Genomic DNA, 22,570 nt, shown 5'->3' on the forward strand with positions numbered 1-22,570 from the left:
CCGTCCTTGCCTGCGAATCGTTGGCGTCGGCCCAGCGTTATGACCAGTGATATCGCCGGCCAGATGGAAGGCCCGCAGCGCAAGACGATGCTGGTGCTGCAACAGGTGATCATGATGGGTGAGTTAGCGGTCAATCGCGTACTGGATAACCACAAGCCTGGGTAGTCGCCAGGCACTGTAACGAGGGGATTGCCCCCTCGTTACAAATGTTGCATGAAGAGCATGAATCACTACTGGCGTGGTTCATCTCAACAGCGTCGGACCTGCGTGGTAGGTCCAACCAACTAAAACCAATCTTACCTGGCGTTCAACTTCTTCAGTTCTTCATAAGTCGCCGACTGTACAAACCAGAAGCCGGAGATGATGCACCACGTCAGGGTGCCGGTAATGAAAACGCCTGCCCCGGACCAGAAGCCCTGAACGAAGATCATGACCACTGCGGCGATCCAGATAACGGCCAGTGCGACGTACAGAACTACGTTGTTTACGCCAATTACGAACTCTTTCACGTCTAATTCCTTTTGAATGATTATCCTCTGACTCCTTACGCAAGGGCCAGTGAGCGGCATGATAGGGAGATAGCTGGCTGTTCGCCAGTCATGTCGCCCTGAGCAGGCATGCTTCGAAAAAATTGCCCTCAGCCTGTAGGTGCCTGGCAGGCAGATTTCCAGAATTTGGACTACTACTGACAAGCCCATTTCCTTATCCCTGTCAGGAGCATCCCTATGCTGTCTCACTGGTTTCTTGCGGCGATCCACCTCTTGGCTGTTGCCTTGGGCCTCTGGGCGGTGCTCACCCGAGGGGCGGCGTTAAGCCGCCTGGCCGTCGGTACGGCGCAGGTCCGCAGCGTGCTGGTTGCCGATAACGTATGGGGCATCTGTGCGGGTATTTTGCTGATCACAGGTTTGATGCGGGCCTTCGGTGGGTACGACAAAGGCACCGACTATTACCTTCATCAGCCGTTGTTCCATCTGAAGATGACGCTGTTCGTGATCATTCTGCTGCTTGAAGTGGCACCAATGATCACCTTGATCAAGTGGCGGATCGCCTTGGGCAGGGGCGCTTCGATTGACCAGGGCCGAGCCAGGCTGTTTGCGCGCATCAGCCATATCGAAGCGCTGTTGTTGATGATGATGGTGATTGCGGCCACCGGCATGGCGCGCGGTGTGACCTTCGGCTAATAACGGCGTGATTCGTCGGGGTTAAAGCGAATAATCTGACAGCCACGGCGTGGCCGAAGCCGGTAGCATCGGCTTCACGTAATGGGGGGAGGAGGCGAGTGCTCAACAAAATGCCGAGCATGAATCTTTAGCCAGCCATTGCGCTGTAACGAACGGGCTGGCTACTGACTGCAACAGGATTCAGGGAGTCTGCGGTTTGTCTGGAGCGGTGAGGCCAGCCTGAATGCGCTGATAGATTTCTTCGCGATGAACCGCAACGTCTTTCGGGGCATTGATGCCAATTCTGACTTGCTGGCCGCTAACGCCCAGAATGGTGATCGTAATGTCATCACCAATATTTATGCTTTCACCGACTTTGCGGGTGAGTATCAGCATGGTCTTCTCCTTGATTGCTTTGTAGGGCACCTGATTCGGACAGTGCAGAGGTCGGTGGTATGTATAGATTAGTGCGAAGTCTCACGGTTTGGGTGCCTCTTTCTGACGCGCAGATGCTGCATTAATTCCCAAGGCGTAACTATACAGAGGCCGCAACCATCATTCTCGTTGTTTTCAGCCCATTTTGCGGCACTCGGGAAGTATTCATGGATGCTAAAATCGCCGCTTTAAGCATTTTGAGGGAAGCGTTGTGCGCAAAATGGTCTTGGTAATCGCGGTACTGGCGCTGGCGGGATGCGGTGAGGGCAAGCGTGTTGAGGCGCAAAAGCCGCAATCGGCAGCTGCGGCTGCACCTTCGGTGGTATCCGCGCCACAATGGGATCTCGAAGTTCGAGGCGAAACACCTCAGGCGGTCAGCGATTTGAGCGGCTGGCTGATTGAGCACAGTTTTGTTTCCAATATCGTCAAGGAAAATGGAAAGACCCGGATTCTGCTCGGGCCATTCAGTTCGAAAGCAGAGGCCGAGGCCAAACAGACAGAAGTGCGCGCGGCGCTCACCCGCGCGAAGAAACAGAACATCGAATTGCTGGTCGTCGAACGTCCATTGACCCAGTAACGGTCGTATCCAGGGGGCTTTCGACGGAACGCCTTAAAGGGGATCCACATTGACTCGTTTCTAGACGTAGTCACTGTCGATTCCCTGTAGGAGTTCCCCCATGGCCTCCGCCACCCCTTACAAAATATTCGACGCAGTCCTGCGCCACAAAAAGATGCGGAGTCCTCATTTGATGCGCGTCACTCTGGCCGGTCCGATGGTTACCGAAATGGCGACCTGGTCACCCGACCAGCGCGTGAAGCTGTTCTTTCCGGCTGTGGACGGTTCGCCTGCCAGGCTCTCTCATGGCGATGACTGGTACGCACGTTACCGCTCGATGCCGGTTGCCCAGCGCCCGGCGATGCGCACTTACACCATCCGACATTTGCGTGCCGAGCAGGGCGAAGTGGACATCGACTTCGTGTTGCACGGCGAAACCGGACCCGCATCCCGTTGGGCAATTCATGCAGCGGCGGGTGAACCGATCCAGATCGTCGCACCTGATCGCCAGATTTCGGCGCAAGACGCGGGCGGTTTCGAATGGAAGCCGCCTCAACAGCTCAAACATCTGTTACTGGTCGCCGATGCCACGGCTTTACCCGCGGCGCTCGGCATTCTGGATGAGCTGGCAGCGCTTGCCGTACCACCGATAACCCAGGCGTTTTTTGAAGTAGACAGTGTGGACGATGCGTTGCCGGTTCCTGACTGGCCCGGACTTTCGGTGGAGTGGCTGATTCGAGATCACGCCACCGTGACTGGAGCGGGTTCGCTGATGACCGACGCGGTCCGTCGGGCCATTCTGCCGTCATCCTCTTCGAAAGCATTCGAAACGGTGGAACTGGCGGAAGTCGATGTCGACGAAGACATGCTCTGGGAAACGTCCGAGTCTGTCGGTGATGGCTTCTACGGCTGGGTCGCCGGGGAAACGGTTGCAGTGATGAGTCTGCGCAAATACTTGATCAAGGAATGCGGCATTGCCAAGGAATCACTCAACCTCATGGGCTATTGGCGCTACAACAAAGTGGGCGGTTAGAAACGAACAAAGGCCTCGGGCATTAAACCCGAGGCCTTTGTGTTTTCAGCGTGCACTTAACCGCAGGCTTTCATATCGACCGGGCCGACAAACTCGTTGCCGCGTCCCATGACGCACGCCACGCTTTGGTTGCGCTGTCGTTCCCAGGCCTCTACCGGATAGGTTTTGTTCCAGGCTTCGTACAGTTGTCGATCCTGTTTCGACAGGCGCAGACCGTACTGCTTGCTCATGTAGAAATACGTTCGAGCGATCATGCCGCGTATGGACGGGCGGGGCATGACCTTCTTCGCCTTGAAGTCGACCTGAGTCAGGCACGAGCCATATTGGCCCGACTGCACCGGCAACCAGCCGAAACTGAAGTTGCTGCGATCGCCATTCACCTCACCAATGCTCGGCACCAGGTTGTGCAGGTCGGCTTCGGCCTTCTGGTAGGTCGGATCGTAACGCGTGCAGTTCTTGCGCCCACCATCTTGCCAGCACTGACGCTGATGGCCGATCTGCCAGGCCGGAACAATGTGCTCCCACTCGATGCGGGCAGCGCGCTTCGCGTTTTTGCGCGGTACGTAACCGCAGGCTGCGAGGTTGATTTTGTTGCCGGTGTATTTGCACCCGCAATAGAACTCTGTGGATTGCGGTGCGTAGAGCTTCCAGGCAACTTTCTTGGCTTCGTTGAAGGTGCGTGGGGCGCCAGCCTGGGCGCCGAGGGTGATGAACAAAAACAGCAAAGCAAACCAGCGGACACTCATTGACTCAATCTTCCTTCGGCACAACCCAAAAAATCTGCACACCGCCATCGTCGCGATAGGCGAGGGTGACGTTGTCGTTCTCGTCGATTTCTTCGAGCAATTGTTCCCACTCATCCACAGGTTCGTCCGGTAGACGGAAGATCAAGGCTGCTTTGGCTTTTTGAGCGGTAGGGGAATTGATGATTTTTTGAACGCGCATACCCATGCGTGCATAGGAGTCAGGAGAGGCAGAGGTGTTGGCCACGGAATTATCCTTATTAAGCTGTACGTGCATACAGTATTTAGCTGTAAGCATTTTCGCAACTACTTAAAATTCAAGAAAATCCTCTGACAGCAATTTTTTCCGTTTGGTGTAGGACGAATGGAAAATTTTTATCGAAATATCGGAAGGGGGTGTGAGCCACTCGCCTGGGTTGGCGAGTGGTGAAAGCAGTGCCCGACCGGAACCGGTCGGGCGAGGGCGAATCAGTATTCCCAGAACATCCGTTGCAGCTCTTTGCTGTCGTTGGTCTTGGTCAGTGCGACCATGGCCAGGATGCGGGCCTTTTGCGGGTTCAGATCATGCGCCACAACCCAGTCGTACTTGTCGTCAGGCTGTTCGGCGTTACGCAGTACGAAACCGCCGGCGTTGACGTGGGACGAGCGAATGATTTGCACGCCGTCCTTGCGCAGGGCTTGCAGCGATGGGACTACACGGGACGAGACTGAGCCATTGCCGGTACCGGCGTGAATGATGGCTTTGGCGCCAGACTGAGCCAACGCTTTGTAAGCGGTATCGCTGACATTGCCGTAGGAATAGGCGATTTCGACGTCAGGCAGGCTCGTGATGGTTTTGATGTCGAATTCCGAGTCCATGGTGTGACGCTTGGCCGGCAGACGGAACCAGTAGGATTTACCTTCGACCACCATGCCGAGTGGGCCCCAGGCACTTTTGAACGCCTCAGTCTTGATGTTGATCATTTTGCTGACGTCGCGACCCGACTGGATTTCATCGTTCATGGTCACCAGTACGCCTTTGCCGCGCGCCTCTTTGCTGCTGGCCACGGCCACTGCGTTGTACAGGTTCAGCATGCCATCGGCCGACATCGCGGTGCCTGGGCGCATGGAGCCGACAACGATGATGGGCTTGTCGGTTTTTTCCACCAGGTTCAGGAAGTACGCGGTTTCTTCCAGGGTGTCGGTGCCGTGGGTGATAACGATGCCGTCGACGTCTTTGCTGTCGGCCAGTTCAGCCACGCGACGACCCAGTTGCAGCAGGTTGTCGTTGGTGATGCTTTCGGACGCAATCTGCATGACCTGTTCGCCACGAACGTTAGCCAGCTGGCTGAGTTCCGGAACCCCGGCGATCAATTGTTCGATGCCGACTTTTGCCGCTTGATAGGTCGCGCTATTGGCGGCGCTGGCGCCCGCGCCGGCAATGGTGCCGCCGGTGGCCAGGATCACCACGTTCGCCAGTTTCTGTTGGGTTTCGACTTCTTTTGCCTGAAGGGCAGTAGGCAGGAGCAGCAAGAGGGCTAAAGCGCCCGGAACGAAGGTCTTGAAAGCAGATGTCATTATTTTTCTCTCTAGTAGTGAGACGGTGCTGATGCAGGTTCATCTAGATGCGCCCCAAGCGGATCTGAGCGCTTGGGGTGAATGAGATGAGCAGGATCTGTACCAGTCGTACTTTGAATGAGAAAAACTTTTAACTTGATGATTTTTATCAGTATTTATTTGATTGGCCAGAATGGTTACACAGTCTGTTGTCCGGGTTTCCGAACGCGTTGAGCGTTTCTGTTCGGCTCTCCGAAAAGTACTACGACCTCTGTAGAGCAAATCGCCTTGCAAGATTGCGAATCACTGCTAAAGAAACCCGTGCTTCGGTCGATGTTCCTTTAAAGGATCTTTCTACTCACAGGAGTTCACATGTCGTTATCCATTGGTATCCCAAACGCCGCAGGCGTCACCATCGGCGGCAAGTCCGCCGCTTCGATTCAAGCGTTGAGCGATCAGACGGTCGATGCCGCGAATCAAGCGTTGGGTGCGAAGGAAAGCGACAGCAAGCAAGTCAGAACCGGCGCTGTGGGCCTGGATAAAAGTGCGGAGGCGTCGACTGAAGCGGGTGACGCCGACAACGCCTCGGTGGCGCAAAAGGTTTTGCTCAAGCGTCTGAAAGAACTGCAAGAGCAGTTGCGTCAGCAACAGCAACAATTGGCGGCGGCCCAATCGGCGTCTTACCCGACGCCTGAAGCCAAGGCCACCGTGGTGATGGCGATTCAGGGGCAAATGGCCGACACCACTGCCGCAATACTGGAAACGGCCAACAGCCTTTACAAGGAAATGGCCAAGAGCTCCAGTACCGGATCGGTAGTCAACACGACGGTATGACATGAATGCCGGCATTTGCGGTTTCCCCCGCAAAACGGTTTTTCTGGTCGTTGACAAATGTCGGCAGGGTTCGCATAGTTCGGTCTACGCAAACGTTTGCGCGGCGCTCCCGGTGGTTTCCATCAGTGAGCGCAATGAAGCCTACGCCAGCGCAAGCGTTGCTCACAATAATCATAAGATCGGAGTAAACCCATGAAGCTGCCATTCGCTGGACGTCTTCTCGCTGTCGCTATGCTGACTGCCGCATCCGTCGCGTTACCCGTCTCTTCGGCCTTCGCCGAGACTGAAAAACCCAAAGTCGCGCTGGTCATGAAATCCCTGGCCAATGAATTCTTCCTGACCATGGAAGACGGCGCCAAGGCCTATCAGAAAGACCACTCCGGCGATTTCGAGCTGATCTCCAACGGCATCAAAGACGAAACCGACACGGCTGGCCAGACACGCATCGTCGAGCAAATGATTCTGGCCAAGGTCAATGCGCTGGTCATCGCACCGGCTGACTCCAAGGCCATGGTCCCTGTGATCAAGAAAGCCATCGATGCCGGTATCACCGTGATCAACATCGACAACCAGTTGGACCCGGCTGTGGTCAAAAGCAAAAACATCACCGTACCGTTCGTAGGCCCGGATAACCGCAAAGGCGCGCGTCTGGTGGGCGAGTACCTGGCCAAGCAACTGAAAGCCGGAGACGAAGTCGGCATCATCGAAGGCGTTTCAACCACCACCAACGCACAGCAAAGAACCGCAGGCTTCAAGGATGCGATGGAAGCGGCGCAGATCAAGGTCGTCTCTTTGCAGTCCGGTGACTGGGAAATCGACAAAGGCAACAAGGTTGCTGCCTCGATCCTCAGCGAATACCCGCAAGTCAAAGCCCTGCTGGCCGGTAATGACAGCATGGCCGTCGGCGCAGTATCCGCCGTGCGCGCAGCGGGCAAGGCCGGCAAGGTGCAAGTGGTCGGTTACGACAACATCAACGCCATCAAGCCAATGCTCAAGGATGGCCGCGTTCTGGCCACCGCTGACCAGTTTGCAGCCAGGCAAGCCGTGTTTGGCATCGAAACTGCGCTGAAGATCATCAAGGGTGAGAAAGTCGACAGCGGCACCAATGGCGTGATCGAAACTCCGGTAGAGCTGGTCACCAAGTAGGCCTTCTGGCGACACAACGGTGCTCGCCCGTCCGGGCGAGCACATGGAGAGTTTTTATGTCAGTTTCTGCCCCGAATGCTGTCCTCTCGGTCAGCGGTATCGGCAAGACCTACGCCCAACCGGTCCTGACCGGCATCAACCTGACGCTGATGCGCGGTGAAGTGCTGGCGCTGACCGGCGAAAACGGCGCGGGAAAAAGCACGCTGTCGAAGATCATCGGCGGGCTGGTCACACCGACCACCGGCCACATGCAATTCCAGGGGCAGGATTACCGCCCCGCAAGCCGTACCCAGGCCGAAGACCTCGGCATCCGCATGGTGATGCAGGAACTCAATCTGTTGCCGACCCTGTCGGTGGCTGAAAACCTGTTTCTCGACAACCTGCCAAGCAATGGCGGCTGGATCAGTCGCAAGCAATTGCGCAAGGCTGCGATCGAAGCCATGGCCCAGGTCGGCCTCGACGCGATTGACCCGGACACGCTGGTGGGCGAATTGGGCATTGGACACCAGCAAATGGTGGAGATCGCCCGCAACCTGATCGGCGATTGCCACGTGCTGATCCTCGACGAACCGACTGCGATGTTGACGAATCGGGAAGTCGAGATGTTGTTCGAGCAAATCACTCGTCTGCAAGCTCGCGGCGTGTCGATCATCTATATCTCGCACCGTCTCGAAGAGCTGGCGCGGGTCGCCCAGCGTATTGCGGTACTGCGCGATGGCAACCTGGTTTGCGTCGAGCCGATGGCCAATTACAACAGCGAGCAACTGGTGACGCTGATGGTCGGTCGTGAACTCGGCGAACACATCGACATGGGGCCGCGCAAGATCGGCGCTCCAGCCTTGACGGTCAAAGGGCTGACCCGTTCCGACAAGGTCTGCGACGTGTCCTTCGAGGTGCGTGCCGGCGAGATCTACGGAATTTCCGGTTTGATCGGGGCAGGGCGCACCGAGTTGCTGCGGCTGATTTTCGGTGCTGATACTGCAGACAGCGGCACGGTTGCGCTCGGTTCGCCAGCACAGATCGTCAGTATCCGTTCGCCGGCTGACGCGGTCGGTCATGGCATTGCCCTGATCACTGAAGACCGCAAGGGCGAAGGCCTGCTGCTGACCCAATCGATCAGCGCGAATATTGCCTTGGGCAATATGCCGGTGATTTCCAGCGGTGGCTTCGTCAACAATGGTGACGAGATGGCGCTTGCCCAGCGTCAGATCGACGCCATGCGCATCCGCAGTTCCAGCCCGACGCAACTTGTGTCGGAACTGTCCGGCGGCAACCAACAGAAAGTCGTGATTGGCCGGTGGCTTGAGCGTGATTGCTCGGTGATGCTGTTCGACGAGCCAACGCGTGGCATCGACGTCGGCGCCAAGTTTGACATTTATGCCTTGCTCGGTGAGCTGACCCGTCAAGGCAAAGCGCTTGTGGTGGTGTCCAGCGACCTGCGTGAGCTGATGTTGATCTGCGACCGCATTGGCGTGCTCTCGGCGGGGCGTCTGATCGACACCTTTGAGCGTGACAGCTGGACCCAGGATGATTTGCTTGCCGCCGCGTTCGCCGGCTACCAAAAACGTGATGCGTTGCTCAACGAAGCAGCGCCTAGGGATCTCGCATGAATACTGCAGTGACTGCCGGCAAACGTAGTGGCAACTTTTACGGCCTCGGTACCTATCTGGGGCTGGCCGGTGCCTTGCTGGCAATGGTTGCGCTGTTCTCGGTTCTGAGCAGCCATTTCCTGTCCTATGACACCTTCAGCACCCTGGCCAACCAGATTCCGGATTTGATGGTGCTGGCGGTCGGCATGACGTTCGTGTTGATCATCGGCGGCATCGACCTGTCAGTGGGCTCGGTGCTCGCGCTCGCGGCGTCAACGGTCAGCGTGGCGATTCTCGGTTGGGGCTGGAGCGTATTACCTGCGGCGTTACTCGGAATGGCGGCGGCAGCACTGGCCGGGACCATTACGGGTTCGATCACTGTGGCGTGGCGGATTCCGTCATTCATTGTGTCCCTCGGTGTGCTGGAAATGGCCCGCGGTGTGGCGTATCAGATGACCGGATCGCGCACGGCCTACATCGGTGATGCCTTCGCCTGGTTGTCCAACCCGATCGCCTTCGGCATCTCGCCGTCGTTCATCATTGCCTTGCTGATCATCTTCATTGCCCAGGCAGTGCTGACGCGTACCGTGTTCGGTCGTTACCTGATCGGCATCGGCACCAACGAAGAGGCGGTGCGTCTGGCAGGGATCAATCCGAAGCCCTACAAGATCCTGGTATTCAGTCTGATGGGGCTGCTGGCCGGTATTGCTGCGCTGTTCCAGATTTCCCGTCTGGAAGCAGCGGATCCGAATGCCGGCTCCGGGCTGGAGTTGCAAGTGATTGCAGCGGTCGTGATCGGAGGCACTAGTTTGATGGGTGGCCGCGGTTCGGTCATCAGCACGTTCTTCGGAGTTCTGATCATTTCCGTGTTGGCGGCCGGTCTGGCACAGATCGGCGCGACCGAACCGACCAAACGCATCATCACCGGTGCTGTCATCGTGGTGGCGGTGGTGCTTGATACTTATCGCAGTCAGCGCGCAAGCCGGCGGACCTGAGTCATGGCAACAATCAAGGATGTGGCGGCACTCGCGGGTATTTCCTACACCACGGTTTCTCACGTGGTGAACAAAACCCGGCCGGTGAGCGAAGAGGTGCGGGTCAAGGTTGAGGCCGCGATCAAAACTCTCGACTACGTGCCCAGTGCCGTGGCCCGGTCTCTCAAAGCCAAAACCACGGCGACCATCGGTCTGCTGGTGCCCAACAGCCTCAACCCGTACTTCGCCGAACTGGCGCGCGGCATCGAGGATTACTGCGAGCGTAATGGCTACTGCGTGATTCTCTGTAACTCCGATGACAACCCGGACAAGCAACGTAGCTACCTGCGCGTACTGCTGGAAAAGCGCATCGACGGGCTGATCGTCGCTTCGGCTGGCGGTGACGCGGGGCTGGCAGAAGGTCTGGCGGGTGTGCGTACGCCGATGGTGATCGTTGACCGTGGACTGGAAGGTGTGAATGCCGATCTGGTGCGAATCGATCACGAATACGGCGCCTATCTGGCGACCCGCCACCTTCTGGAATTGGGGCATCGAGACATTGCCACCATTGGCGGCCCGGCGAGTACCAGCGTGGCGCAGATGCGTCTGGCCGGTTATTGCCGTGCCCTAAAAGAGGCGGGTGTCGAAGTATCCCGCGAGCGCATGCTGGAAAGCGACTTCACTAGCACCGGCGGCTACAACGCCGCCGCGATACTGCTGGAAAAGAACCCGCCGAGCGCGATCTTTGCCGGTAACGACATGATTGGCATCGGTGTGCTGCGAGCGGCGGCCGAGCGCAATATTCGCGTGCCGACGGAGCTGTCAGTGATCGGCTTCGACGATATTCAGATGAGCCGCTATGTGTACCCGGCGCTGACCACCGTGGGGCAGTCGATCCTGCAACTCGGCGAGATGGCGGCCGAAGTGCTTTTAAGAAGAATCGCCACACCGGATATGGCCACCGATCAACGGATCGTGACGCCCAGTATTGTCTTGCGGGAGTCGACTGCGCCGCTGGCCGGCGTGTTCGCCCAGTTCCGTTGAAATTGAAAGCCGCTGGATCGAAAGCACCGCTGAAACAGAATTGATGAGTAGTGACGTATGCCAGCAAAAGTAGTGGTTATAGGCAGCCTGAACATGGATCTGGTCACCCGGGCGCCACGGCTGCCCCGTGGCGGTGAAACGCTGATCGGCGAGTCGTTTGCTACGGTTTCCGGTGGCAAGGGCGCGAATCAGGCGGTCGCCGCGGCGAGGCTGGGGGCACAGGTGTCGATGGTCGGTTGCGTGGGCAGCGATGCCTACGGCGAAGAGCTGCGCGGGGCGCTGTTGGCCGAGCAGATCGATTGCCAGGCAGTCAGCACCGTCGACGATTCCAGTGGCGTAGCGTTGATCGTGGTCGATGACAACAGCCAGAACGCAATCGTGATCGTTGCCGGTGCCAACGGAGCGCTGACTCCAGAGGTGATTTGTCGTTTCGACGCAGTATTGCGGGCAGCGGACGTGATCATCTGTCAGCTGGAAATCCCGGATGCCACTGTCGGTCATGCGCTCAAGCGCGGCCGTGAGTTGGGTAAGACCGTGATCCTCAACCCGGCGCCGGCCAGCCGCCCACTGCCGGCGGACTGGTACGCGTCAATCGATTATCTGATTCCCAACGAAAGCGAGGCCTCGGCGCTGAGTGGTTTGCCAGTGGATTCTCTGGCATCTGCCGAAACCGCTGCGACACGGCTGATCGCGATGGGTGCGGGTAAGGTCATCATCACCCTCGGTGCTCAAGGTTCGCTGTTTGCCAGCGGCAAAAGCTTCGAGCATTTCCCTGCGCCGAAGGTGAAGGCTGTCGATACCACGGCGGCTGGCGACACCTTCGTCGGTGGTTTCGCTGCCGCGCTGGCAGCCGGCAAAAGCGAAGCCGACGCGATCCGTTTCGGCCAGGTCGCCGCGGCGCTGTCGGTGACCCGTGCTGGCGCGCAACCCTCGATTCCCACCTTGTCCGACGTACAGGCCTTTAAAGCACCATGAAAAAAACACCTTTGCTCAACGCCGCGCTGTCGCGGCTGATCGCATCCCTGGGCCATGGCGACAGGGTGGTGATCGGCGACGCAGGTCTGCCGGTGCCGCCAGGCGTTGAACTGATCGACCTGGCCCTGACCCACGGTATCCCGGATTTCGTCAGCACTTTGAAGGTTGTGCTCAGCGAAATGCAGGTCGAGAGCCATGTATTGGCCCAGGAGATCCTGGACAAAAAGCCTTCGGCATTGGCGACGCTCGATGAGCTGAATGCCGAAGGTGCGCTGGGTCGGCGTGAGCTGCTCAGTCATGACCAATTCAAAGTCCTCAGCCGACAGGCACGGGCGATTGTTCGTACGGGTGAATGTCAGCCGTACTGCAACATCGTGCTGGTGGCAGGGGTTACGTTCTAACTCGCTGTTGTCTTTCTGCTGTCCCACGCACAAGGAGTGCGCTATGCACCGCTATGCTCAGAAACTGCACCACCTGCTCCGGAGTCTGCTGCTTTTGTCCCTGATTACCGCAACAAGCGCCCAAGCGGCGGAAAAGATCGACTTGATCATCGACACCGACCCGGGTGCCGATGACGTGGTTGCCTTGCTGTTTGCCCTGGCATCGCCGCAAGAGCTGAACATTCGTGCGCTGACCACCGTCGCCGGCAATGTGCGTCTGGACAAGACTTCGCGTAATGCGCGGCTGGCCCGCGAGTGGGCAGGGCGCGAGGAGGTGCCGGTCTACGCGGGCGCTCCGAAGCCGCTGATGCGCACGCCGATCTATGCCGAGAACATCCATGGCAAGGAAGGCCTGTCGGGCGTCACCGTACACGAGCCGAAGAAAGGCCTGGCCCAGGGCAATGCGGTCAATTACCTGATCGACACCTTGAAAGCCGCCAAGCCCCATAGCATTACCATCGCCATGCTCGGTCCACAGACCAACCTGGCCCTGGCGCTGATCCAGGAACCTGAGATCGTTCAGGGCATCAAGGAGGTGGTGATCATGGGCGGGGCGCACTTCAACGGTGGCAACATTACCCCGGTGGCTGAGTTCAATCTGTTCGCCGACCCACAGGCTGCGGAAGTGGTATTGAAAAGTGGGGTGAAGCTGACCTACCTGCCGCTGGACGTGACCCACAAGATCCTCACCAGTGAAGCGCGTCTTAAGCAGATCGCAGCGATCAACAACAATGCCAGCAAGCTGGTGGGCGATATTCTCAATGAATACGTCAAAGGCGACATGGAACACTACGGCATTCCGGGTGGCCCGGTGCATGACGCAACCGTCATCGCCTACCTGCTCAAGCCTGAGTTGTTCAGCGGTCGTTCAGTCAACGTAGTCGTTGATAGCCGCGAAGGCCCGACGTTCGGCCAAACCATCGTCGACTGGTATGACGGCCTGAAAGCGCCGAAGAACGCTTTCTGGGTAGAAAGCGGTGACGCCCAGGGCTTCTTTGACCTGCTGACCGAGCGTCTGGCTCGTCTGAAGTAAGCCATAGACCCGCAGGTGACAGCCTGCGGGTTTACCTTCACTCGCTATCTATCAGGCCAATATAGTCGGTAGGGTACTTCTCGAATATCTGTGCGATGAATATCTGGGCAGCTTGCGTCCCCAGTTCCTTGACCAATAGATCGATACCAATGATTGCCAACTCTTCCGGGCTGCCCGGGCTGTAAGAGCTGTGGCCCTGTGGCCACTTGGCTTTGATGTCGGCGTCGATACTTACGGTGGTCATGATGGCGCTCGTGAAGTCGGGAAAGTCTGAGTGTCGAGTTAACCATTTTGCGCGGCTTTTGGCACTCCGACTTAGGCATGAGGGTAGGGCTATGCGACACTTGGTCTTTGACGAATTTTCAAGGACAGTGCTGTGCAGATCGATTTGAACACTCCTGACGGCTTGACGCTTGAGGCGGTGCGTCAGCTGCTGGCCTCTGCCAGCGACGATGAACACACTCAATTGCGAGTTACCAAGGGCGGCATCGCCTACATTTCGTCAGGCGTTGTGGGTGGCACTGATATCAGCGGGCTGTTGTTTCGTCTGGAGACGTGGGCCAAGGGTTCCGGTTATGTCGGATGGGTCGCGGCCAGTGACGAGGTCTGGGTCATGCAGATTTTCAATGCGCTGAAAGAGAACTGGCCGAATCCGCCGTTCGACTACATTGACGTCTATTGAACGCTATTCATATTCAGTCACGATTGAGTGGTAAACGGCAGAGCGATGCTCAGGCAAACTCGCCGCGTGTCCGAATAGAGGGCAGGGTGCTAGTACTCCCTGTGAAACCAAGCGCCAGATTGGCGGTCGCACGATCTCAGCTCAACTATTGAAAAAAGGAGGCTTCATGCCTTGGAAGCTCGCGTCATTGGGTACTTTGTTGGCCGTTGCCATGCTGGCCGGTTGCAGCACTACCTCCACCGAGTCGACAACAGATCCTGTCACGACGACTGACACGGGTCACAGCCGTTGTGAGGCAAAGGCTGCCGAATTCACCATTGGCAAAAAGGCTTCGCCTGAACTGCTGGAGCAGGCGCGTACTCGCGCAGGTGCGCAGAATGCACGGTTCCTCTTGCCCACCGACATGGTGACCCTGGAGTACCGCTCCGATCGCCTGAATCTGAATACCGATGCCAATCGGGTCGTCACCCGCGTCAACTGCGGTTGATCGCTTCGGGCTTTTGTTTCGCCCATAAAAAACCCCGTCACGTGGACGGGGTTTTTTTAGTGCGGCTGAAAATTACTCAGCGCGGACTTGTGCAGCTTGCATACCCTTTTGGCCTTTCTCAGCCACGAAGGAAACGGTCTGGCCTTCTTTCAGGCTTTTGAAACCGTCGCTTTCGATAGCTTTGAAGTGTACGAACAGGTCGTCACCGCCACCTTGAGGAGTGATGAAGCCGAAGCCTTTTTCATCGTTGAACCATTTAACGGTGCCGGTTTGGCGATTAGACATGGTGTATCTCCAAGAAACATATATTTTCAGTAGTGCTGTGCTGCTCAGGCCAACTGGGCACACTGGGGTATCATAGTCGAAATGTTCGCTTTGGGAGCCCCCCGGACGTGCCGTTTGCCCTGCAGTCGCGTTTCGTTTGCTGCTTTGTTTGGCTGCAAGCCCCGTTTTAAAAGGCTTTCAGCCAAAAATAAAGACAATAAAAAAACCTGTAAAACCTGAGTAAATTGTACAAAAAAGCAGTTTTCAGAGGCTTTTTGCTGTCGTTGCAGGCTCAAAAAGCGTTCGATCGGGCTTATTTTTTCGCCTTGTTATCGGCTTTGCAGGACGAGATTTGGGTGAGTGCTTTTTGTTTCAGGGCATCACTGGCGGTGTTGTCCATCAGGGACTGGATGTCTTTGGCAGGGTACGATTTGATGGCATCGGCGCCGCAAGCGCAGTGAGCCTTCGCTGCTGCAGCACCAATCTGCGGAGTGGCCGCTTCTGTGCACTGAGCCATGTATTTCTCGCGCTCGCCTTTTGGCCAATCGGCGTGGGCGGCCAGTGGCAGCAGCAGAACGATGGGGGCGACTACTGCGAACAAACGATTCAGACGCATGCTGAGATGCTCCTTGTGGGTCAATGTCTAGTTATCTGAGGGGTAAAGCGGGGTTCAAGTTCAGCACTCTGGCATAAAAATGCCTGATTTGCCCCAAGGCAAAACCTCGGTGCATCGACGACCGTTCATCTGTGCTAGCATGCCTCGCTCGGGCGTTTGCAGGCTCCGGATGACCTTCAGTCCCGGTTGCGGCAAATGTGCGAATAACCCTGATTTGAATCCCAGTCACTCTGGTTCGGTTTTCCGGTTGGCCGCAAGGCTCCTGCCGCTGTAAGGCAGGCGTTCGTCATTGAATGGCCTGGATCGGATCTTGTACTGGCTCATCCCAACCCACGTGACCTTTGGTAGGGGTCACCACTAGGAGAGGAGGCGCCATGCCAACTATTACTCTTCCCGACGGCAGTCAACGTTCATTCGATCACCCGGTATCCGTAGCCGAGGTCGCCGCATCCATTGGTGCAGGTCTGGCCAAAGCCACCGTGGCCGGCAAGGTCGATGGCAAGCTGGTCGATGCCAGCGACATCATCAGCAGCGACGCTACGCTGCAAATCATTACGCCAAAGGATGAAGAGGGGCTGGAGATTATTCGCCACTCTTGCGCCCACCTGGTTGGCCATGCGGTCAAGCAGCTTTACCCGGCGGCCAAGATGGTCATCGGTCCGGTCATCGACGAAGGCTTCTATTACGACATCGCCTTCGAACGTCCTTTCACTCCGGACGACCTGGCCGCCATCGAACAGCGCATGCAGCAGCTGATCGAAAAAGATTACGACGTGATCAAGAAAGTCACTCCGCGCGCCGAAGTGATCGAAGTGTTCAAGGCTCGCGGCGAAGACTACAAATTGCGCCTGGTCGAGGACATGCCGAACGAACAGGCCATGGGTCTGTACTATCACGAAGAATACGTCGACATGTGCCGCGGTCCGCACGTGCCGAACACGCGCTTCCTGAAATCCTTCAAGCTGACCAAGTTGTCCGGCGCCTACTGGCGTGGCGATGCCAAGAACGAGCAATTGCAGCGCGTTTACGGCACGGCGTGGGCAGACAAGAAGCAGCTGGCGGCTTACATCCAGCGCATCGAAGAAGCTGAGAAGCGCGATCACCGCAAGATCGGCAAGCGTCTGGGCCTGTTCCACACCCAGGAAGAGTCGCCGGGCATGGTGTTCTGGCACCCGAACGGCTGGACTCTGTATCAGGTGCTCGAGCAGTACATGCGCAAGGTTCAGCGCGACAACGGCTATCTGGAGATCAAGACTCCGCAGGTCGTTGACCGCAGTCTCTGGGAGAAATCCGGGCACTGGGCCAACTACGCCGACAACATGTTCACCACGCAGTCGGAAAACCGCGACTACGCGATCAAGCCGATGAACTGCCCTTGCCACGTGCAGGTGTTCAACCAGGGCCTGAAAAGCTACCGTGAGTTGCCAATGCGCTTGGCCGAATTCGGTGCTTGCCACCGTAACGAGCCATCGGGTGCGCTGCATGGCATCATGCGTGTGCGTGCGTTCACTCAGGACGACGCCCACATCTTCTGCACTGAAGAGCAGATGCAGGCCGAATCCGCTGCGTTCATCAAGCTGACCATGGACGTTTATGCCGACTTCGGCTTCAAAGACGTCGAGATGAAGCTGTCCACTCGTCCGGAAAAACGCGTCGGTTCCGACGAGCTGTGGGATCGCGCCGAAGCGGCCCTGGCTGCAGCCCTTGATAGCGCTGGCCTGCCGTACGATCTGCAGCCGGGCGAGGGTGCGTTCTACGGTCCGAAGATCGAGTTCTCGCTGAAAGATTGCCTTGGCCGCGTCTGGCAGTGTGGTACCCTTCAGCTCGATTTTAACCTGCCTGTCCGTCTGGGAGCCGAATACGTCTCTGAAGACAACAGTCGCAAGCACCCGGTGATGTTGCACCGGGCGATCCTCGGTTCCTTCGAACGTTTTGTCGGAATCCTGATCGAGCACTACGAGGGTGCATTCCCCGCGTGGCTGGCTCCGACCCAGGCAGTGATCATGAACATCACAGATAAACAGGCCGATTTTGCTGCTGAGGTTGAAAAAACTCTCAATGAAAGCGGATTTCGTGCCAAGTCTGACTTGAGAAATGAAAAGATCGGCTTTAAAATCCGCGAGCATACTTTGCTCAAGGTTCCTTATCTCTTGGTTATTGGAGATCGGGAAGTCGAGATGCAGACTGTCGCTGTGCGTACTCGTGAAGGTGCTGACCTGGGCTCGATGCCCGTCGCCCAGTTCGCTGAGTTTCTCGCGCAAGCGGTTTCCCGGCGTGGTCGCCCAGATTCGGAGTAATTACTATTAAGCGTGAAATGAGACAAGATAAACGAGCTGCACCGAAAGCCCCGATCAACGAGAATATCTCGGCACGCGAGGTTCGGTTAATTGGGGCTGAAGGTGAACAGCTTGGGATTGTGTCAATTGAAGACGCGCTTCTTAAGGCTGAAGAGGCCAAACTGGATCTGGTGGAAATTTCCGCCGATGCAGTACCCCCTGTTTGCAAACTGATGGACTACGGCAAATCGATCTTCGAGAAGAAGAAGCAGGTTGCCGCGGCCAAGAAAAACCAGAAGCAGATTCAGGTTAAAGAAATCAAGTTTCGTCCAGGGACGGAGGAAGGGGATTACCAGGTAAAACTGCGCAACCTGGTACGTTTCCTGAGTGATGGGGACAGGGCCAAGGTATCCTTGCGATTCCGCGGCCGTGAGATGGCCCACCAGGAGCTGGGGATGGAACTCCTCAAGCGAGTTGAAGGTGACTTGCTCGAGTACGGTTCGGTCGAACAGCATCCTAAGATGGAAGGACGCCAGCTGATCATGGTCATCGCCCCGAAAAAGAAGAAATAATCAATAGGGCACGGCAGGCCTTCTGATTATGTTTATCAACTGAATGCGGAGTATCCGAACATGCCAAAAATGAAAACTAAAAGTGGTGCTGCTAAGCGGTTTCTGAAAACTGCTAACGGTATCAAGCACAAGCACGCTTTCAAGAGCCACATCCTGACTAAAATGTCGACCAAGCGTAAGCGTCAACTGCGCGGTAGCAGCTTGCTGGCACCGTGTGACGTGGCAAAAGTCGAGCGCATGCTGCGCCTTCGTTAATTTAGTCAAGAATAGAGGAAGTAACTCATGGCTCGTGTAAAGCGTGGCGTCATTGCCCGTAAACGTCACAAAAAAATTCTGAAACTTGCTAAAGGCTACTACGGCGCTCGCTCGCGCGTATTCCGTGTTGCCAAGCAAGCGGTAATCAAGGCAGGCCAATACGCCTACCGTGACCGTCGTCAGAAAAAACGTCAGTTCCGCGCTCTGTGGATCGCTCGTATCAACGCTGGTGCACGTATCAACGGTCTGTCCTACAGCCGTTTCATCGCCGGCCTGAAAAAAGCGTCCATCGAGATCGACCGTAAGGTTCTGGCTGATCTGGCAGTGAACGAAAAAGCGGCGTTTGCTGCGATTGTCGAGAAAGCTAAAGCCACCTTGGCTTAAGTACCCCCGACAGTCACCCGGCCTCACCTCTGTGGGGTCAGGTGTTAAACGTCATAAATAGGGGAAGAGCCTTCAAGCTCTTCCCCTATTTTGTATCTGGAGTCTGTACATGGAAAACCTGGATGCGCTCGTCTCTCAAGCTCTAGAGGCTGTGCAAAGCGCTGAAGATATCAATGCCCTGGAGCAAATCCGGGTTCACTACCTTGGCAAAAAGGGTGAATTGACTCAGGTGATGAAGACCCTGGGGAATTTGCCGGCAGAAGAGCGTCCGCAAGTCGGCGCCCTGATCAACGTTGCCAAGGAGCGTGTCACAGAGGTTCTCAATGCGCGCAAGGCACTGTTTGAAGAGGCCGACCTGGCCGCCAAATTGTCCGCCGAGTCCATTGACGTGACCCTGCCTGGCCGTGGCCAGACCTCGGGTGGTCTGCATCCGGTTACTCGCACTCTGGAACGTATCGAACAGTTCTTCACTCACATCGGCTACGGTATTGCCGAAGGCCCTGAGGTCGAAGACGACTACCACAACTTCGAAGCGCTCAACATCCCAGGCCATCACCCGGCCCGGTCGATGCATGACACCTTCTATTTCAATGCCAACATGTTGCTGCGCACCCATACCTCGCCGGTACAGGTCCGCACCATGGAATCGAAACAGCCGCCGATCCGCATCGTCTGCCCAGGCCGTGTGTACCGTAGCGACTCCGATATCACCCACTCCCCGATGTTCCACCAGGTTGAAGGCCTGCTGGTCGACCGTGATATCAACTTCGCCGACCTGAAAGGCACCATCGAAGAGTTCCTGCGCGTGTTCTTCGAAAAAGAACTGGCCGTGCGTTTCCGTCCTTCGTATTTCCCGTTCACCGAGCCGTCCGCTGAAGTCGACATGGAATGCGTGATGTGCAGCGGTAAAGGCTGCCGTGTCTGCAAGCAGACTGGCTGGCTGGAAGTGATGGGCTGCGGCATGGTTCACCCGAATGTGCTGCGCATGTCCGGGATCGACCCGGAAGAGTTTTCGGGCTTTGCCTTCGGCATGGGTGTTGAACGTCTGGCCATGCTGCGTTACGGCGTGAACGACTTGCGTCTGTTCTTCGACAACGACTTGCGGTTCCTCGCGCAATTTCGCTAGTCGTAACGAATTCTTAGGAGAGCAGGATGAAATTCAGTGAACAATGGCTGCGTGGCTGGGTAAGCCCGCAGGTAAGTCGTGACGAGCTGGTTGCTCGTCTGTCGATGGCCGGTCTTGAGGTCGATAGCGTTACGCTGGCCGCCGGCGAATTCACCGGTGTGGTGGTGGGCGAGGTGCTGAGCACCGAACAGCACCCGGACGCCGACAAGTTGCGCGTTTGCCAGGTCAGCAATGGCTCGGAGACCTTCCAGGTCGTTTGCGGTGCGCCTAACGTCCGCCCGGGCCTGAAGATCCCGTTCGCCATGATCGGTGCCGAACTGCCGGGCGACTTCAAGATCAAGAAAGCCAAGCTGCGTGGCGTTGAGTCCAACGGCATGCTGTGCTCGCAAGCCGAGCTGCAAGTCGGCGAAGGTAACGATGGCCTGATGGAATTGCCGGCCGATGCGCCGGTTGGTCAGGACATTCGTGAATACCTGAGTCTGGACGACGCGAGCATCGAGGTCGACCTGACCCCGAACCGCGGCGACTGCCTGTCTCTGGCCGGCCTGGCCCGTGAAGTCGGCGCGTTGTACGCTGCTGAAGTCACCCGTCCGGTGGTTGCTGTTGTGCCAGCCGTGCACGATGAAGTGCGTTCGGTTGAAGTTCTGGCGCCGGCTGCTTGCCCGCGTTACTTGGGTCGTGTGATCCGTAACGTTGACCTGTCCAAGCCGACGCCACTGTGGATGGTTGAGCGCTTGCGTCGTGGCGACGTGCGCAGCATCGACGCTGCCGTCGACATCACCAACTATGTGATGCTGGAGCTGGGACAACCACTGCATGCATTTGATCTCGCCGAAATCAATGGTGGCATCCGCGTGCGCATGGCTGAAGAAGGCGAGAAGCTGGTACTGCTCGACGGTCAGGAAGTCAGCCTGCGTAGCGATACGCTGGTGATTGCCGACCATACCCGCGCCTTGGCAATCGCCGGCGTCATGGGTGGCGAGCACAGTGGCGTCAACACCGCGACCACTCGTGATATTTTCCTGGAAAGCGCGTTTTTCGATCAGATTGCTGTCGCTGGCAAGGCCCGTTCCTATGGCCTGCACACCGACGCCTCGCACCGCTACGAGCGTGGCGTGGACTGGCAGTTGGCTCGTGAAGCGATGGAGCGCGCCACCGGCCTGCTGCTGGAAATCACTGGCGGCGAAGCTGGTCCGATCATCGAAACCGTCAGCGAGCAGCACCTGCCGTCGATTGCGCCAGTTACTCTGCGTGCGCAACGCATCACTCAGATGCTGGGTATGGAAATGGATTCGGCCGAAGTCGAGCAACTGCTCAGCGGCTTGGGTCTGGTGATTTCTGCCGATGGGGCAGGGCAGTGGCGCGTTGAAGTTCCAAGCCATCGCTTCGACATCAGCCTGGAAGTCGATCTGATCGAAGAACTGGCTCGTCTGTATGGTTACAACCGTCTGCCGGTTCGCTACCCGCAAGCTCGTCTGGCGCCGCAAGCCAAGGCTGAAGCGCGTAGTGATCTACCAGAGCTGCGCCGTCTGCTGGTGGCTCGTGGTTACCAGGAAGCGATCACTTACAGCTTCATCGATCCGAAACAGTTCGAGTTGTTTAATCCGGGTGTCGAGCCGCTCCTGCTGGCCAACCCGATCTCGAACGACATGGCGGCCATGCGCTCGTCCTTGTGGCCGGGTTTGGTGAAGGCGCTCCAGCACAACCTGAACCGTCAGCAGGATCGCGTTCGTTTGTTCGAAAGCGGCCTGCGTTTTGTCGGTCAGCTGGAAGATCTGAAGCAAGAGCCGATGCTGGCGGGTGTTGTTTGCGGTAGCCGCCTGCCGGAAGGCTGGGCGCAAGGTCGCGATGTCGTGGACTTCTTCGACATCAAAGCCGACGTAGAAGCGGTGCTGGGCTTTGCCGGCGCACTGGATTCGTTCACTTTCGTACCGGGCAAACACCCTGCGTTGCACCCGGGTCAAACCGCACGCATCGAACGTGAAGGTCGCTTGGTCGGTTTCGTCGGCGCTATTCACCCTGAATTGTCGAAAACCCTCGGTCTCGACCGTCCGGTCTTCGTTTTCGAGCTGGTTCTGGCCGAAGTGGCATTGGGTAAAATGCCTAAATTCCAGGAGTTATCGCGTTTTCCTGAAGTGCGACGTGACCTTGCGTTGATTGCCGAAAAAGACGTCGCCGCCAGCGCCGTACTGGACGTAATCCGTGAAAATGCAGGGGAATGGCTGACGGACCTCAGGCTATTTGACGTGTATCAGGGTAAAGGCATTGATCCTGATAGAAAAAGCCTTGCAGTTGGCTTGACCTGGCAGCATCCATCGCGCACTCTTAATGACGATGAGGTGAATAACACGACGCAAAATATCCTCACCTCGCTCGAACAAAGGTTGAACGCCACGTTAAGGAAGTGACG

At 57.0% G+C, this 22,570-nt stretch carries 27 protein-coding genes and 1 pseudogene; 20 read left to right on the top strand and 8 right to left on the bottom strand.

The window, feature by feature from the left end; all coding sequences use genetic code 11:
* Positions 1 to 2 precede the first annotated feature (2 nt).
* Positions 3 to 165: pseudogene (locus tag QFX16_RS10560) on the top strand (DUF6124 family protein); the annotation flags it as partial.
* Positions 166 to 296: 131 nt separating this feature from the next.
* Here QFX16_RS10560 and QFX16_RS10565 read toward each other — a convergent pair.
* Positions 297 to 509 (bottom strand): hypothetical protein, encoded by a 213-nt coding sequence (locus tag QFX16_RS10565; protein WP_033061943.1) that lies wholly within the window; start codon positions 507 to 509, stop codon positions 297 to 299.
* Between the two features lie 216 nt (positions 510 to 725).
* Here QFX16_RS10565 and QFX16_RS10570 point away from each other — a divergent pair, with 216 nt between their 5' ends.
* Positions 726 to 1,181, top strand: a complete 456-nt coding sequence (locus QFX16_RS10570) for a DUF2214 family protein (protein ID WP_283183858.1) — start codon at positions 726 to 728, stop codon at positions 1,179 to 1,181.
* Between the two features lie 180 nt (positions 1,182 to 1,361).
* On the opposite strand, the gene csrA is transcribed toward QFX16_RS10570, so the two are convergent.
* A complete protein-coding gene (gene csrA / locus QFX16_RS10575; protein ID WP_007938114.1) occupies positions 1,362 to 1,556 on the bottom strand; it encodes a carbon storage regulator CsrA in 195 nt (64 codons plus the stop codon).
* Between the two features lie 250 nt (positions 1,557 to 1,806).
* Between csrA and QFX16_RS10580 the strand changes: the two genes are divergently transcribed.
* Positions 1,807 to 2,172, top strand: a complete 366-nt coding sequence (locus QFX16_RS10580; protein WP_283183859.1) for an SPOR domain-containing protein — start codon at positions 1,807 to 1,809, stop codon at positions 2,170 to 2,172.
* Between the two features lie 100 nt (positions 2,173 to 2,272).
* Positions 2,273 to 3,184, top strand: a complete 912-nt coding sequence (locus QFX16_RS10585) for a siderophore-interacting protein (RefSeq protein WP_283183860.1) — start codon at positions 2,273 to 2,275, stop codon at positions 3,182 to 3,184.
* 56 nt (positions 3,185 to 3,240) lie between these two features.
* Here QFX16_RS10585 and QFX16_RS10590 read toward each other — a convergent pair whose 3' ends face one another.
* From QFX16_RS10590 to QFX16_RS10600, 3 genes are all read right to left on the bottom strand, one after another.
* The gene (locus QFX16_RS10590; RefSeq protein ID WP_283183861.1) at positions 3,241 to 3,930 is read right to left on the bottom strand and encodes an endonuclease; all 690 of its coding nucleotides are present in this window, start codon (positions 3,928 to 3,930) and stop codon (positions 3,241 to 3,243) included.
* A 4-nt stretch (positions 3,931 to 3,934) separates the two neighbouring features.
* The gene (locus tag QFX16_RS10595) at positions 3,935 to 4,225 is read right to left on the bottom strand and encodes a DUF1654 domain-containing protein (RefSeq protein ID WP_283183862.1); all 291 of its coding nucleotides are present in this window, start codon (positions 4,223 to 4,225) and stop codon (positions 3,935 to 3,937) included.
* Positions 4,226 to 4,395: 170 nt separating this feature from the next.
* Positions 4,396 to 5,484 carry an asparaginase gene (locus QFX16_RS10600; RefSeq protein ID WP_283183863.1) on the bottom strand — a complete coding sequence of 363 codons (1,089 nt, stop codon included), beginning with the start codon at positions 5,482 to 5,484 and terminating at the stop codon, positions 4,396 to 4,398.
* Positions 5,485 to 5,835: 351 nt separating this feature from the next.
* On the opposite strand from QFX16_RS10600, the gene QFX16_RS10605 reads away from it, so the two are divergent.
* From QFX16_RS10605 to QFX16_RS10640, 8 genes are all read left to right on the top strand, one after another.
* Positions 5,836 to 6,297, top strand: a complete 462-nt coding sequence (locus QFX16_RS10605) for a hypothetical protein (RefSeq protein ID WP_283183864.1) — start codon at positions 5,836 to 5,838, stop codon at positions 6,295 to 6,297.
* A 192-nt stretch (positions 6,298 to 6,489) separates the two neighbouring features.
* The gene (locus QFX16_RS10610; protein ID WP_283183865.1) at positions 6,490 to 7,443 is read left to right on the top strand and encodes a sugar ABC transporter substrate-binding protein; all 954 of its coding nucleotides are present in this window, start codon (positions 6,490 to 6,492) and stop codon (positions 7,441 to 7,443) included.
* Positions 7,444 to 7,499: 56 nt separating this feature from the next.
* Positions 7,500 to 9,053, top strand: coding sequence for a sugar ABC transporter ATP-binding protein (locus QFX16_RS10615; protein WP_283183866.1), 1,554 nt, complete (start codon positions 7,500 to 7,502; stop codon positions 9,051 to 9,053).
* Positions 9,050 to 10,027: an ABC transporter permease gene (locus tag QFX16_RS10620; RefSeq protein ID WP_008145645.1), complete on the top strand. Its 978-nt coding sequence runs from the start codon at positions 9,050 to 9,052 to the stop codon at positions 10,025 to 10,027. The genes QFX16_RS10615 and QFX16_RS10620 overlap by 4 nt, the downstream gene beginning before the upstream one ends.
* Positions 10,028 to 10,030: 3 nt before the next feature.
* The gene (locus tag QFX16_RS10625; protein WP_134423092.1) at positions 10,031 to 11,050 is read left to right on the top strand and encodes a LacI family DNA-binding transcriptional regulator; all 1,020 of its coding nucleotides are present in this window, start codon (positions 10,031 to 10,033) and stop codon (positions 11,048 to 11,050) included.
* Between the two features lie 57 nt (positions 11,051 to 11,107).
* The gene (gene rbsK, locus QFX16_RS10630) at positions 11,108 to 12,025 is read left to right on the top strand and encodes a ribokinase (protein ID WP_283183867.1); all 918 of its coding nucleotides are present in this window, start codon (positions 11,108 to 11,110) and stop codon (positions 12,023 to 12,025) included.
* Entirely contained in the window at positions 12,022 to 12,426 is a 405-nt protein-coding gene (gene rbsD / locus QFX16_RS10635; protein WP_283183868.1) for a D-ribose pyranase, read from the top strand. Before rbsK ends, rbsD begins: the two co-directional genes overlap by 4 nt.
* A gap of 43 nt (positions 12,427 to 12,469) precedes the next feature.
* Positions 12,470 to 13,498, top strand: a complete 1,029-nt coding sequence (locus QFX16_RS10640) for a nucleoside hydrolase (protein WP_283183869.1) — start codon at positions 12,470 to 12,472, stop codon at positions 13,496 to 13,498.
* 37 nt (positions 13,499 to 13,535) lie between these two features.
* Here QFX16_RS10640 and QFX16_RS10645 read toward each other — a convergent pair whose 3' ends face one another.
* Positions 13,536 to 13,742, bottom strand: coding sequence for a hypothetical protein (locus QFX16_RS10645; protein WP_008145651.1), 207 nt, complete (start codon positions 13,740 to 13,742; stop codon positions 13,536 to 13,538).
* Positions 13,743 to 13,874: 132 nt separating this feature from the next.
* Between QFX16_RS10645 and QFX16_RS10650 the strand changes: the two genes are divergently transcribed.
* Together QFX16_RS10650 and QFX16_RS10655 are read left to right on the top strand one after the other, a co-directional pair.
* Entirely contained in the window at positions 13,875 to 14,180 is a 306-nt protein-coding gene (locus QFX16_RS10650; RefSeq protein WP_283183870.1) for a hypothetical protein, read from the top strand.
* Between the two features lie 166 nt (positions 14,181 to 14,346).
* The gene (locus QFX16_RS10655; RefSeq protein WP_033061805.1) at positions 14,347 to 14,667 is read left to right on the top strand and encodes an I78 family peptidase inhibitor; all 321 of its coding nucleotides are present in this window, start codon (positions 14,347 to 14,349) and stop codon (positions 14,665 to 14,667) included.
* A gap of 72 nt (positions 14,668 to 14,739) precedes the next feature.
* On the opposite strand, the gene QFX16_RS10660 is transcribed toward QFX16_RS10655, so the two are convergent.
* Positions 14,740 to 14,952 carry a cold-shock protein gene (locus QFX16_RS10660; RefSeq protein WP_007905882.1) on the bottom strand — a complete coding sequence of 71 codons (213 nt, stop codon included), beginning with the start codon at positions 14,950 to 14,952 and terminating at the stop codon, positions 14,740 to 14,742.
* A gap of 292 nt (positions 14,953 to 15,244) precedes the next feature.
* Positions 15,245 to 15,547 carry a hypothetical protein gene (locus QFX16_RS10665; protein ID WP_283183871.1) on the bottom strand — a complete coding sequence of 101 codons (303 nt, stop codon included), beginning with the start codon at positions 15,545 to 15,547 and terminating at the stop codon, positions 15,245 to 15,247.
* A 374-nt stretch (positions 15,548 to 15,921) separates the two neighbouring features.
* On the opposite strand from QFX16_RS10665, the gene thrS reads away from it, so the two are divergent.
* From thrS to pheT, 6 genes are all read left to right on the top strand, one after another.
* Positions 15,922 to 17,844 carry a threonine--tRNA ligase gene (gene thrS, locus QFX16_RS10670; RefSeq protein WP_283183872.1) on the top strand — a complete coding sequence of 641 codons (1,923 nt, stop codon included), beginning with the start codon at positions 15,922 to 15,924 and terminating at the stop codon, positions 17,842 to 17,844.
* The gene (infC, locus tag QFX16_RS10675; protein ID WP_176469887.1) at positions 17,844 to 18,395 is read left to right on the top strand and encodes a translation initiation factor IF-3; all 552 of its coding nucleotides are present in this window, start codon (positions 17,844 to 17,846) and stop codon (positions 18,393 to 18,395) included. Before thrS ends, infC begins: the two co-directional genes overlap by 1 nt.
* A gap of 60 nt (positions 18,396 to 18,455) precedes the next feature.
* Entirely contained in the window at positions 18,456 to 18,650 is a 195-nt protein-coding gene (gene rpmI, locus QFX16_RS10680; protein WP_008145659.1) for a 50S ribosomal protein L35, read from the top strand.
* A 27-nt stretch (positions 18,651 to 18,677) separates the two neighbouring features.
* Positions 18,678 to 19,034, top strand: a complete 357-nt coding sequence (rplT, locus tag QFX16_RS10685) for a 50S ribosomal protein L20 (RefSeq protein WP_007905879.1) — start codon at positions 18,678 to 18,680, stop codon at positions 19,032 to 19,034.
* Between the two features lie 109 nt (positions 19,035 to 19,143).
* Positions 19,144 to 20,160: a phenylalanine--tRNA ligase subunit alpha gene (gene pheS, locus QFX16_RS10690; protein ID WP_007905876.1), complete on the top strand. Its 1,017-nt coding sequence runs from the start codon at positions 19,144 to 19,146 to the stop codon at positions 20,158 to 20,160.
* 26 nt (positions 20,161 to 20,186) lie between these two features.
* On the top strand, positions 20,187 to 22,568 hold the full coding sequence (gene pheT, locus QFX16_RS10695; protein WP_283183873.1) for a phenylalanine--tRNA ligase subunit beta: 2,382 nt from the start codon (positions 20,187 to 20,189) through the stop codon (positions 22,566 to 22,568).
* Positions 22,569 to 22,570: the final 2 nt, after the last annotated feature.

Origin of the sequence: Pseudomonas svalbardensis, assembly GCF_030053115.1 — a bacterium.
GTDB lineage: Bacteria > Pseudomonadota > Gammaproteobacteria > Pseudomonadales > Pseudomonadaceae > Aquipseudomonas > Aquipseudomonas svalbardensis.